This is a genomic window from Bacillus sp. V3-13, assembly GCF_002860165.1.
Lineage (GTDB): Bacteria > Bacillota > Bacilli > Bacillales > Cytobacillaceae > Bacillus_BJ.
Genome location: NZ_PGUZ01000031.1, coordinates 95,467 through 107,446 on the forward strand (window position 1 = coordinate 95,467; position 11,980 = coordinate 107,446).

General features: G+C 43.4%; 14 protein-coding genes. 3 read left to right on the plus strand and 11 right to left on the minus strand.

What is annotated here, in order from left to right; genetic code table 11:
• The first annotated feature begins 6 nt into the window (after positions 1-6).
• Positions 7-1,275: an NAD(P)/FAD-dependent oxidoreductase gene (locus CU633_RS12730; protein WP_101660983.1), complete on the plus strand. Its 1,269-nt coding sequence runs from the start codon at positions 7-9 to the stop codon at positions 1,273-1,275.
• 222 nt (positions 1,276-1,497) lie between these two features.
• Here the strand turns inward: CU633_RS12730 and CU633_RS12735 are convergent, their stop codons facing one another.
• The 5 genes from CU633_RS12735 to CU633_RS12755 all read right to left on the minus strand — a co-directional run bounded on the left by CU633_RS12735 (position 1,498) and on the right by CU633_RS12755 (position 3,777).
• Positions 1,498-1,683 (minus strand): sporulation protein Cse60, encoded by a 186-nt coding sequence (locus CU633_RS12735; protein ID WP_101660962.1) that lies wholly within the window; start codon positions 1,681-1,683, stop codon positions 1,498-1,500.
• A gap of 60 nt (positions 1,684-1,743) precedes the next feature.
• Positions 1,744-2,253 (minus strand): hypothetical protein, encoded by a 510-nt coding sequence (locus CU633_RS12740; protein WP_101660963.1) that lies wholly within the window; start codon positions 2,251-2,253, stop codon positions 1,744-1,746.
• Positions 2,228-2,719, minus strand: coding sequence for a hypothetical protein (locus CU633_RS12745; protein WP_101660964.1), 492 nt, complete (start codon positions 2,717-2,719; stop codon positions 2,228-2,230). Before CU633_RS12745 ends, CU633_RS12740 begins: the two co-directional genes overlap by 26 nt.
• Before the next feature lie 188 nt (positions 2,720-2,907).
• Positions 2,908-3,213: a rhodanese-like domain-containing protein gene (locus CU633_RS12750; protein WP_101660965.1), complete on the minus strand. Its 306-nt coding sequence runs from the start codon at positions 3,211-3,213 to the stop codon at positions 2,908-2,910.
• Positions 3,214-3,234: 21 nt separating this feature from the next.
• Entirely contained in the window at positions 3,235-3,777 is a 543-nt protein-coding gene (locus CU633_RS12755) for a DUF3267 domain-containing protein (protein ID WP_257958716.1), read from the minus strand.
• A gap of 350 nt (positions 3,778-4,127) precedes the next feature.
• On the opposite strand from CU633_RS12755, the gene CU633_RS12760 reads away from it, so the two are divergent.
• Entirely contained in the window at positions 4,128-4,493 is a 366-nt protein-coding gene (locus CU633_RS12760; protein ID WP_257958717.1) for a DUF485 domain-containing protein, read from the plus strand.
• Complete coding sequence (locus tag CU633_RS12765; protein WP_101660966.1) at positions 4,490-6,028, plus strand: solute symporter family protein; 1,539 nt, start codon at positions 4,490-4,492, stop codon at positions 6,026-6,028. The genes CU633_RS12760 and CU633_RS12765 overlap by 4 nt, the downstream gene beginning before the upstream one ends.
• Positions 6,029-6,306: 278 nt before the next feature.
• Here the strand turns inward: CU633_RS12765 and CU633_RS12770 are convergent, their stop codons facing one another.
• The 6 genes from CU633_RS12770 to CU633_RS12795 all read right to left on the minus strand — a co-directional run bounded on the left by CU633_RS12770 (position 6,307) and on the right by CU633_RS12795 (position 11,527).
• Positions 6,307-6,498 carry a hypothetical protein gene (locus CU633_RS12770; protein ID WP_101660967.1) on the minus strand — a complete coding sequence of 64 codons (192 nt, stop codon included), beginning with the start codon at positions 6,496-6,498 and terminating at the stop codon, positions 6,307-6,309.
• 429 nt (positions 6,499-6,927) lie between these two features.
• Complete coding sequence (locus tag CU633_RS12775; protein WP_101660968.1) at positions 6,928-7,635, minus strand: ABC transporter ATP-binding protein; 708 nt, start codon at positions 7,633-7,635, stop codon at positions 6,928-6,930.
• Positions 7,635-8,414, minus strand: a complete 780-nt coding sequence (locus tag CU633_RS12780; RefSeq protein ID WP_101660969.1) for an ABC transporter ATP-binding protein — start codon at positions 8,412-8,414, stop codon at positions 7,635-7,637. The genes CU633_RS12775 and CU633_RS12780 overlap by 1 nt, the downstream gene beginning before the upstream one ends.
• Positions 8,389-9,363 carry a branched-chain amino acid ABC transporter permease gene (locus CU633_RS12785; RefSeq protein WP_101660970.1) on the minus strand — a complete coding sequence of 325 codons (975 nt, stop codon included), beginning with the start codon at positions 9,361-9,363 and terminating at the stop codon, positions 8,389-8,391. Before CU633_RS12785 ends, CU633_RS12780 begins: the two co-directional genes overlap by 26 nt.
• A 13-nt stretch (positions 9,364-9,376) precedes the next feature.
• Positions 9,377-10,255, minus strand: coding sequence for a branched-chain amino acid ABC transporter permease (locus CU633_RS12790; protein ID WP_101660971.1), 879 nt, complete (start codon positions 10,253-10,255; stop codon positions 9,377-9,379).
• Between the two features lie 93 nt (positions 10,256-10,348).
• Positions 10,349-11,527 carry an ABC transporter substrate-binding protein gene (locus CU633_RS12795; RefSeq protein WP_101660972.1) on the minus strand — a complete coding sequence of 393 codons (1,179 nt, stop codon included), beginning with the start codon at positions 11,525-11,527 and terminating at the stop codon, positions 10,349-10,351.
• Between the last annotated feature and the right edge of the window lie 453 nt (positions 11,528-11,980).

Consider the following 11,980-nt stretch of genomic DNA (forward strand, 5'->3'; position numbering starts at 1 on the left):
GGAATGATGAAATACGATGTTACAATCATTGGCGGTGGACCGTCAGGGTTAATGGCGGCGATCGCGGCCGGCGAACAGGGTGCTAAAGTTCTGCTTATCGATAAAGGAGACAAGCTCGGGCGAAAACTGGCAATTTCCGGGGGCGGCCGCTGCAATGTAACCAATCGGCTGCCGATCGACGAAATCATCAAGCATATCCCCGGTAATGGACGTTTTTTATACAGTGCGTTTTCGATTTTTAACAATGAAGATATTATTGCTTTCTTTGAAAAGCTTGGGGTCAAGCTGAAGGAAGAGGATCATGGCCGGATGTTTCCGGTTACAGATAAAGCCCAATCCGTAGTTGACGCGTTATTAAGAAGGCTGAACGAATTAAAGGTTGAAATCAAAACGAACTCTCCAGTCAAGGATGTTCATTATCAGGACAACCGCACCGCGGCCATTGAGCTGATGAGCGGCGAAAAAATCCACACCAATGCAGCCGTGATTGCCGTAGGCGGGAAGTCGGTTCCCCATACAGGCTCGACAGGCGATGGCTATCCATGGGCTAAAAAAGCCGGGCATACGATTACGAACCTGTTTCCAACCGAGGTGCCCATCACGTCGAGAGAACCATTTATCAAGGAAAAAATCTTGCAAGGTTTGTCATTGCGCGATATCGCATTAAGCGTGCTCAACCCAAAAGGCAAGCCGCTTGTAACGCATAAAATGGACATGATCTTCACGCATTTCGGGATTAGCGGCCCGGCGGTTTTGCGCTGCAGCCAGTTTGTCGTTAAAGCGAAGGAAAAATGGAAGCTGGATGAAGTAACGATGAATCTTGATGCACTTCCTGATAAAAAAGAAGAGCCGCTTTTTCAGGAAATTTCCGCTCTTATCAAAAGTGAACCGAAGAAAGCGGTCAAAAATATTTTAAAAGGCTTGCTTCCAGAGCGGTATTTGTTATTTTTGCTCGAGGTTAGCGAAATTGATCCGAATGAACAGGGTGCGGTCATTTCCCATGAAAAAATCCGCACTTTTGTGAAAAACATTAAACAGTTTCAATTTAAAGTTAACGGAACGCTTCCACTCGAAAAGGCGTTTGTAACAGGCGGCGGCGTGTCCATTAAGGAGGTTGAACCGCAAACAATGGCATCCAAGCTGATGGATGGGCTTTATTTTTGCGGTGAAATTCTCGATATCCACGGCTATACAGGCGGGTATAATATCACCTCCGCCCTTGTTACCGGCCGGCTCGCCGGTAAAAACGCCGCTGCATTCGCATTGTCGAGATGAGGTGCCTGATTATCGTCTGAATCTGGAAATCGATTGGAAACTATTAAGCGGAACGAGCGCGCAATTAATAATTAAGCGTTCAGGACCAATAATTAAGCGCTCACGCGAATAATTAAGCGTTCACACAAATAATTAAGCGCTCAGCACTATAATTAAGCGAAACGTAGAAATGACACAGTAATTTTTAAAATGAACCTAAATTAAAAGAGCCTGATACCCATGTCAGGCTCGATAAATGACCATCGCGGAAAAGCAATAGATTTGTTCTTCATCGTCATCTTCAGGCATTGCTGCCAGGTTATACTTGATGTCGACAATCTTGTTTTCATCCAATCTTTCCAAAAAACGATTCATATCATACTCTAAATCTTTTTCATGCTCCTGATCAAACAATTTTACTTGTATCAAAGTCCTCTCCCTTTCAATCTCTTTTTTTTACCAGCATTAACAGCCGGTACATCTTTTATACTAAAAAGGAGCAATTTTCGATCGATAGGAATGAAACAATTTTTTTATAAAAATATAGCTGATTCCAAAAATGACAAGGTAGGAGAAAAAGGAATAAACCGGGTTCCACCTGAGGTACTGGAACACAGACAAGTAAACGGCAATCACTTCGAGTATCACTGATACGATCGACCAGCCACAAACAAATATCACTGTGCGTAAACCTTTGGGCCTGAACCGGTAAACAGAGAGGTAAAAGAAATAGCCATCGAGCGGATAATGCAAGCCGTAAATGATTAAATCAAAAATATCAATGTAAGAGCGATCCATCGTATCGTATAAATTAAATGGATAATCTGCCCCTATGGTGTGGTCAACAGTTAATCCAAAAAAAAAGAAATATATAGAGTTCGTCAGGAGTATCAGCTTCGGGAACGGCTTTTTCAACCATCTGTAGCAAATGAGCAAGCCCAAACCGGTAATAATCACAAACCACTCATTCTCATCAAAGCGGATCGGCATCAGCGGCATTTCGAGTGCGCTCCTTTCGGATAGCCCTCTCAACAAAGAAAGCAAAAATATAGTAGAGGGCCAGCATGCAAATCCAATAAATCATGCTTTTAAGGAAATTCCACTCCTTGTATACGATAAAACCGTCTGCAGCAAACATCTTCTCGCCCGCAATGCAAAGCAAAAACTGGAGCAGTATCAAAATAAGCTTCTTGCTTGCTGCCTGTTCTTTATAATGCAGATAAATGAACAGAAACAAAGCTGGAATCGTAATGATTAGCGCAATATGGTAGGTAATAAAAACGAGTGGGGAATTCGTAATTTTTATGACATTAAAAGTGTATTCCATTAAAAAAATTGGAAGCTGGACCATTAACGAGACAAAAAGCCAATGAGTCACTCCCAAAAAGAAATATATATCAGGATCTTTCAGCAACGCGTAACACAGAAGCAACGTCAGTAATAAAACAGCCCAAAAGCTCAACATATGCAAGCTCTCCTTTAAAATAAAAGACGGTTTCCTATAGCTTTCTCAAGGTATGGTCGAAATATCCATGCATAGATCTGAGCTCACTTCAACCAGCAGATTTCAAGAAGTTTTGGATGAGGTTTTATTAATGAGGATACTGAAGCAAATAAAACCGACCCTCACAGCGAGAACCGGTTTTCCGTTTATTATTCTGTTTCCCCTTCCCATTCGAGCATGCCGCCAACCATATTGCGGACTTTGTAGCCTTTGTCCTGCATATAGTAGCAGACATTTTCGCTCCGTCTTCCTGAACGGCAGATGAAGATGTATTCTTTATTTTTGTCGAACTTATCGAGGTTGTCTGGAATCGTACCCATTCGAATATGTCTTGCTCCTGGAATCATTCCCTGCTCGACCTCTTCATCCTCCCTGACATCGACAAGCTCCAATTTCTCACCAGATTCAAGCTTCTTTTTCAGCTCTTCAGTTGTAATCGTTTCAATTGTATCCATGCCCTTGTCCCCTTTTTCTTATTATTCATAAACCGTAAATTGCGGTTCTGTTGGATGGTCTTTAACGAGCGTATTGGAGGAGTACTTGCGGATTTTAAAAATAAATGCAAAATCCCCGGTACAGCCGCCGATCAAAAAGGCACCCAGCAGCGTCAGAAAAACTTCATCAAGCATGACCCCGATGACAAACGGAAGCAGACCAGTTACTAAAAACGGCAGCCATAGAGCGATTTTCATCGCTTTTACCGTGATCATCTGCTTGCTGTGGGCGTAGGCAATCCCCTTTTTGAAGTCTACCCCATATGCTATCTCATTCCACGGCACTTTTCCAGCAAAGTGAAAGCCAATCATATGGAAAAATTCATGGACGATGACAAGAACCATAAAACAAACAAAGAAAAGGATAAATCCTAAAGTATTGACTGTAAAGTTGGCCGTCCCGTGAAAAGCACTGTGGAGAATTGCAGTCATGATAATCATCACTATCGATAACAAGAGCGAAGCCACCATTACGACAGGTATCGAAAATGTAACGACTTTGCCGGGATTTTCTGTTTGGTTCACATAACCACTCCTAAATGATTATTTTTCCATTTTAATTTAATCATAACCGTTATAAATACTATATTAAAGAAAAATATCCGCGTTGAATTTAAACAAATCCGCATAAATACTTACCAGGCAGATTAATGTTGCGAAAAGACCGTATCGCAGCATAGCAAAATTTGAAGCTCCCATCATATTTTAACACCTATCAGACTAGCAATTAAAGCTGTTTTAACCATTATTTTAGCTACATTCGAAAGTTTCATATGGTTTAGAATTTACAAATTTTTCAGATAATAATATAATAGGAACTGTATTTAATTTGCCGGGGACATACCTGCGCATTTTACTTTCAAAGGGGGATTTATATGGGATTAAATCAAAAAAGTACAACTGATCCAAAAATGGAACAATGGGCTGCATCATTGGATTACTCGAAGATTGCTCAATCCTCGTCTTTTCAGAGGCTGCTAAAGAGCAAGAAGAATTTCATTTTGCCTTTTTCCCTGTTTTTTCTCGCTTTTTATTTCACTCTGCCAATTTTGACAGCGTATTCAACGGTTTTAAACACTCCTGCTGTAGGGGCAATCAGCTGGGCATGGGTGTTCGCCTTTGCACAATTCATCATGACATGGACTCTTTGTATTATTTATTCCCAAAAAGCAGCGGGTTTTGACAAAATCGTTGAAGAGGTTATTGAAGAAACAAGGGGTGCAAGGAGGAAGAACGCATGAACATGCTGGCATTTACACTATTCTTATTGATTGTTGGCTTGACACTCGTCATTACGTATTATGCTTCAAAGCGGACAAAGACGACCAGTGAATTTTACACCGCCGACAGCAGCTTAACAGGGTGGCAAAACGGCCTCGCAATTGCCGGTGACTATATGTCGGCTGCTTCTTTCCTCGGGATTGCCGGGATGGTCGCACTTTCCGGTTTTGACGGGTTTTTCTACAGCATCGGCTTTCTCGTGGCTTATCTGGTCGTGTTATATATTGTTGCCGAGCCGCTTCGAAACCTCGGTAAATATACAATGGCAGACATGATTGCCGCTCGTTTTGACGATAAAAAAGTACGCGGTGTTGCGGCTCTCAATACGATCACGATTTCAATTTTTTATATGATTGCCCAGCTCGTTGGTGCTGGCGCATTAATTCATCTGTTGCTCGGAATTGACTATGTTTATTCGGTATTAATCGTTGGTATATTGATGACCGTTTATGTCGTATTTGGCGGAATGACAGCAACAAGCTGGGTGCAAATCGTCAAAGCGATGCTGTTGATGATCGGAACCTTCATTATTTCCGTCATTGTGTTCGCCAAATTTGATTTTAGCGTGATGAATATGTTTACACAGATGAAATCTGCTACTCCATTGGGGGAAGCCTACTTAAATCCAGGCAACAAATTTACCAATCCGCTTGATAACATTTCATTAAACCTTGCGTTGATTTTAGGAACGGCCGGCTTGCCGCACATTTTGATCCGTTTCTTTACCGTAAAAGATGCGATTACGGCCCGGAAGTCCGTTGTTTATGCAACGTGGATTATTGGCGCTTTCTACGTGATGACGATTTTCCTCGGGTTCGGGGCAGCCGCGTTTGTCGGTTATGACGAAATCGTTGCGGCCAATGCTGCCGGTAATATGGCGGCGCCATTGCTGGCAAAAGCTCTGGGTGGAGATTTTCTGTTTGCGTTTGTTTCGGCAGTTGCGTTTGCGACGATTTTGGCGGTTGTGGCAGGTCTCGTTCTATCAGGAGCTTCAGCCTTTGCCCATGACTTCTACAGCCATATTGTCCGCCGCGGCCAGGCTACCGAAAAGGAGCAAGTTGTCGCAGCACGCTGGGCTTCAATCGGCGTCGCGATTCTGTCGATTCTACTGGCGCTGTTTGCCCAAAAGCTTAATGTCGCATTTCTCGTTGCGCTTGCCTTCGCGGTTGCCGCCAGTGCCAACCTGCCAATTATTTTGTTAACGATCTTTTGGAAACGCTTCAATACAGCCGGGGCGGTCAGCGGAATGCTGGTTGGTTTGTTCAGTTCTATTTTTCTGGTGATGATCAGTCCAAACATTTGGTCTCCGGAAGGCGCGGCCATCCTCGTTGGCGAACCGCTGATCAGCCTGACAAATCCGGGCATCATCTCGATTCCGCTTGGATTTATCGGCGCCATTGTCGGGACACTGCTCTCCTCGAAGAAGGAAGATGCCAAGAAATTTGACGAAATTCTCGTTAAAGCCAATACCGGCATTCACAATATTTCGCATTAAAGAGTTTAAAGAGGCAGCGGGTGCTGCCTCTTTTTCACTGGGTACACACCAGGTGCTGCACAGAAAACCTATTGATAGCGTTTGTGCGGGATTAATTTTTAGCAGATTTTCATTTCCCCGGCATTTTGCAACTCTTTGTTTATCAATATGAACTCCACCTAACATTTAAGAGGTATCCTTTTGATCACTACTATATTGCTTTGAAAGGGACCGTTTACATTAAAAACTTTGCAATATGAAAAGACGCCATTCCGTGGTTGAATGACGTTTAAGTTGTATTATTTTATTAGAGAGACCAACTTTAACAGTGGATTCTTTTTTTTATCGGTTATCTTTAATTCATCCATGATGATTTTCTCTTTATGGTTTGCTATCCATTTTTCCAGCTCATGTTTATCATGACAGTGGGTATAGTATGTTTCTCCACCTTTTCCTACAGCGTTAATAACAAACCTACAAGTATTCCCCATAAAGGCCACCTTTTTATGAATTGTATTTCTTCATAAAACATTATAACAGGGAAAAAAAGTTATGCCAGACTTTTTTTTAGACGTAGGATGACATTTCTGGAACGGTGGAAATCTCGCCTATTACCGTTTCGCTTAATTAATGATGGTTTTCGCTTAATTCCTGATTTTATCGCTTAAATAACACGAAGTTTCGCTTAATTCCCTTGATTTTTCGCTTAATTAATTTCCTCTTATACCGTACCGGGTATTTTAACAATATAATATTTTCATTATTTGTAATATGTTGGTGGAATACACCAATGCAAATCAAGGATTTTTTAAAAAAATCACCAAAGCTATCTTAGATTGTCTCTTTTAATCTCCTTTTTTCAAAAAAGAACTTCATTTAAAATAAAAACGGAGTTAATCCCAGGTAAATGTAGTTCAAACTTAATGCCCGCCCAAATACGCCATTTTAATTTGGTCGCTTGAGTGGAGTTCTTCCGCTGTTCCGGATAAAACTACCTTTCCTGTTTCGATGACATAGGCCCGATTGGCAATCGACAGTGCCATATGGGCATTTTGCTCGACGAGGAGGATGGTTGTCCCGTTCTGGTTTATTTCTTCAATGATTTTAAAAATGGTTTTCACAAGCAAAGGAGCAAGTCCCATCGATGGTTCATCGAGCAAGAGGAGCTTCGGCTTTGCCATCAGCGCCCGGCCCATCGCGAGCATTTGCTGCTCCCCGCCCGAGAGCGTTCCGGCTTGCTGCTTCCTCCGTTCATACATGCGCGGGAAAAGATCGTATACGCGCTCGAAATCCTTGCGAATCCCGTCTTTATCCTTGCGAAGATAGGCTCCCAGTTCAAGATTTTCTTCGACGGTCAGGTTGGAGAAAACACGGCGGCCTTCCGGTACATGGGAAAGGCCTCTTTTGACAATCGTCTGGGCCGGCTTGCCGACAATCGATTGTCCTTCAAAGACGATGCTCCCTTGTTTTGGTTTTAACAAACCGGATATCGTTTTAAGCAAGGTGCTCTTTCCCGCTCCGTTGGCCCCAACCAACGTCACAATTTCCCCTGGTTGAATATTAAGGGAAACTCCTTTTAGAGCCTGGATATTTCCATAAAACACATTGATGTCGTCAATCTTCAGCATTATGAAACCTCCTCTCCCAAATACGCTTCAATCACCTTTGGATTATTGCGGATTTCTTCAGGGACACCTTCGGCAATTAATTGGCCATGGTCAAGGACGTAAATTCGTTCACATACTCCCATGACAAGCTGCATATCATGCTCTATCAGCAATACAGTCAGGCTGAATTTCTCGCGGATAAAGGCAATCAAATTCATCAAGTCTCTCGTTTCCTGCGGATTCATCCCTGCTGCCGGTTCATCCAAAAGAAGCAATTTCGGGTAAGCAGCAAGTGCCCGGGCAATTTCCAAGCGGCGCTGCTGTCCATAAGGCAAGTTCTTTGCTTTCTCATCCTTAAAGCGCTCAAGATTGAAAATTTTCAAGAAATCGATTGCTTTTTCTTCCATATCCTTTTCTCCGGCGAAGTGTGAAGGCAGGCGAAACAAAGACGCCGCAACCGAATGCTTCGCGAGCGAATGGTAGGCAACCTTTACGTTATCAAGAACCGACAATTCACTGAACAAGCGGATGTTTTGGAAGGTCCGGCTGACTCCTTTCCGCGTGATTTTAAACGGTGGGAGGCCGTTCAGCTTGTCGCCGTTCAAGACGATTTCACCTTCTGTTGGCACATACACACCTGTTAACAAGTTGAAAAACGTCGTTTTCCCAGCCCCGTTCGGTCCAATCAGCCCGACAAGCTCGCCGCTTCTTATTTCAATATTCACATTTGAAACAGCTTTCAAGCCGCCGAATTGGATGCCTGCATTGTCCACTTTAAGCAACGGTGTTTTTGCTGTCATTTCCCGCACCCCCATCAACAGATCTCCGTTTTTTAAAGAAAGATGTAATTTCTTTTGTTCCGAGGAGCCCTTGTGGACGATAAAGCATCATCACAATCAGAACAAGGCTGTAAATAATCATTCTTGTTTCCGCGTAGTCCTGGAGGAACGTCGAAATGACAGTCAGCAAAATCGCTGCAATCACCGCACCCGACATACTGCCGAGGCCGCCGAGTACAACGAAGATTAAAATATCAAATGACTTGAGAAATCCAAAGTTTGACGGTTGGATGATATAGAAATTGTGAGCGAAAAGCCCGCCGGCGACTCCGGCAAAAAAAGCACCGACTGCAAATGCAGTTACCTTATAATAGGTTGTATTGATTCCCATCGCATCCGAGGCAATCTCATCTTCGCGAATCGAGATGCAGGCTCTTCCATGGGTTGAATTTGTAAAGTTCCTGATCGCCAAAAGGGTAATCAACATCGCAAAAAAGACCCATGGCCATGTCGTTAAAGGTGAAACACGCATTCCGCTGGCCCCGCCGACATAGTCAATGTTTAAAAGGAAAATCCGGACAATTTCTCCAAACCCCAACGTCGCAATCGCCAAATAGTCGCCCTTCAGCCTCAGGGAAGGAATGCCAATGATCAGCCCCGCAGCCGCTGCCGCCAAACCACCGACGATCAGGGCCAGACCAAATGGCAATCCCAGTTTCATCGTGATGATCGCCGAGGCATAGGCACCGACAGCGAGAAACCCGGCATGTCCAATTGAAAACTGGCCGGTAATCCCGATGATCAAGTGCAGGCTGACTGCGAGTATAATATTAATCGCAATTGTAAATAGTGTATTTTCATAAAAAATATTTAAAAGTTCGTTCATGAATAGGAACTGAATAATGCCAAATACGGCAATGGCCGCTGCCATTGAAAGCCAAAAGCCTTTTGTTTGTTTGAAAATTGCCATCGTGCAGTCCTCCCTAGACTTTTTCCCTTACATTTTTGCCGAGCAGGCCTGACGGGCGGAAAATCAAGATTAGAATAAGCACAATAAATGCGACCCCATCACGCAACAAGGAAAATCCCGAGGCGCTTACCAACGCTTCGATTACCCCCAGCAAAAGCCCGCCGATCATCGCCCCGGGAATAATGCCGATTCCGCCTAAAACGGCAGCAACGAATGCCTTTAAGCCGGGGATGATTCCCATTAAAGGTTCAATTTTAGTATAGTAGGTTCCGAATATGACTCCGGCCGCTCCGGCAAGGGCAGAACCGATTGCAAACGTGGCGGAAATCGTCCGGTCGACATTGATTCCCATTAACTTTGCGGCATCGGCATCATGGGAAACAGCTCGCATCGCTTTTCCAATTTTCGTTTTATGAACGATAAACTGCAGCAAAATCATCAGAAAAACGGAGACAGCGAGAATGAACAGCGATTGGCTGCTGACTGTGATTCCGGCAAATTCAAGATTTGTTGAAGGAAGAACGGTACCCGGATATGCCTCAGGCTGGGCACCGCGTATGTAGATGACTCCATATTCAATAAGCAGCGATACCCCGATTGCAGTGATCAGCGCCGCGATTCTTGTCGCATTTCTGAGCGGCTTATAAGCAATCCGTTCAATCAATACGCCAAAAACAGCACAAACAACCATCGATAACAGCATCGCCGGGAAAAAGCCAAGCTCGAGAATCGTAATCGAGTAAAAGCCGACAAAGGAACCGACCATAAACACATCACCATGGGCGAAGTTAATCAGTTTTACAATCCCGTATACCATTGTATAACCGAGAGCGATCAATGCGTAAATACTGCCGAGTGATATACCATTGATTAATTGTTGAATGATTTCCATAACCGCACTCCTCTAGAAAAAACTGTAATCCCCCTACAAACTTGAATAGGGGGACAAGGCCCCCTACTCTGAAACTCAGCTTTTGCTGATTTATTATGGGTTTACTTTTGTTTCAAACTGCTGTTCGCCGCCTACATACTTCAAGATTGCCGCCGATTTAATCGGATTATGGTTTTTATCAAGATTCATTGTTCCGGAAACAAGGGCTAAATCCTTTGTTTCTTCAAGTGCTTTCTGGATCTTTTCAGGATCGGCACTTCCGGCGCGCTTGATCGCATCTGCAAGGAAATACCCTGTGTCATAGCCAAGTGCCGCGAACGCATCAGGTTTTTTATTGTTATACTCTGCCTGGAACGCTTTTACAAAGTCTTGAATCTTTGGATCTGGATCGCTGGAAGAATAATGGTTTGTAATATACGTATTTTCAAGTGCTTCAGCACCGGCAATTTCCACAAGTGTCGGGGAATCCCAACCGTCGCCGCCCATGAATGGTACATCCAATCCAAGTTCGCGTGCCTGTTTGACAATGAGGCCTACTTCTTCATAGTATCCAGGTAAAAAGACAAATTCCGGATTCTTTGATTTGATTCTTGTTAAAGTGGCACGGAAGTCCGTATCCTTGGCAACATAAGCTTCCTCTCCGACAATTTCGCCGCCATTCTTTTTAAAGGCGTCCTTAAAGGAATCAGCAAGCCCTTTGGCATAATCGCTTGAGCTGTCAATCAGGACAGCTGCTGTTTTAACGCCTAAATCTTTCGCAGCAAAGTTAGCAGCAACCGTTCCTTGAAACGGGTCAATGAAGCATGTTCTGAACACGAAATCATTCAATTTGCCATCCGCACTGGTAATCGTCGGATTTGTTCCTGTTGGGGTAATCAAAGGAATTTTGTTTTCCTGGACAATTTCCACCTGGCCAAGTGTATTTGTACTGGTGGCCGCTCCAACAATGGCTGCAACTTTATCCTGGCTGACAAGCTTGATTGCTCCGTTTGTTGCTTCAGCAGCGTCAGATTTGTTATCGACCGGCACCAATTCAAGTTGTTTGCCGTCAATTCCTTCTTTATTAATCTCTTTAATCGCCAGTTTAAGGCCTTCATTAATCGATTGGCCGTAAGAAGCCACTCCTCCTGAAAGCTCCAGGTTGGCACCGATCTTAATTGTATCTCCGCCGCTTTCACCTGATGATTTCTCACCGGCACCGCCGCATCCGGCCATCACTCCTGCCGTTAATAACAAAGACATAAAAATTCCTGCTGCTTTTCTTTTTCTCATCTTTTTCCCCCCTGATTGTTCCTTTTTGAGTCTTATGAAGATAATCAATATTCTGAAAACATTGTACATGATTCTTCCCTATTAGTCTATGGCAAAAATACGAATTTTAAGAGGGTTTTTCTTTTAATATGGTGAAGGGAGAGGCGCTCATACTTGGCTATCAAAGCTCTATTTTTATTTTTTTAAAAAAATAACCCTTTTTAGGAGAAAAATGATCATTTTCAGTCTCAAGAGTCGTTTACGGCCAGAAATAATTCCAGTTACTTGTATTTGTTTCCATGAAATTACTGAAAGTGGTGCAAAGTCAAGGGAATTAAGCGGAAGGTTCCGCTCGTAAATCTCAAGTTCCGCTCGTAAATCTCAAATTCCGCTCGTAAATCCCAAGTTCCGCTCGTAAATCTCAAATTCCGCTCGTAAATCTCAAGTTCCGCTCGTAAATCTCAAGTTCCGCTC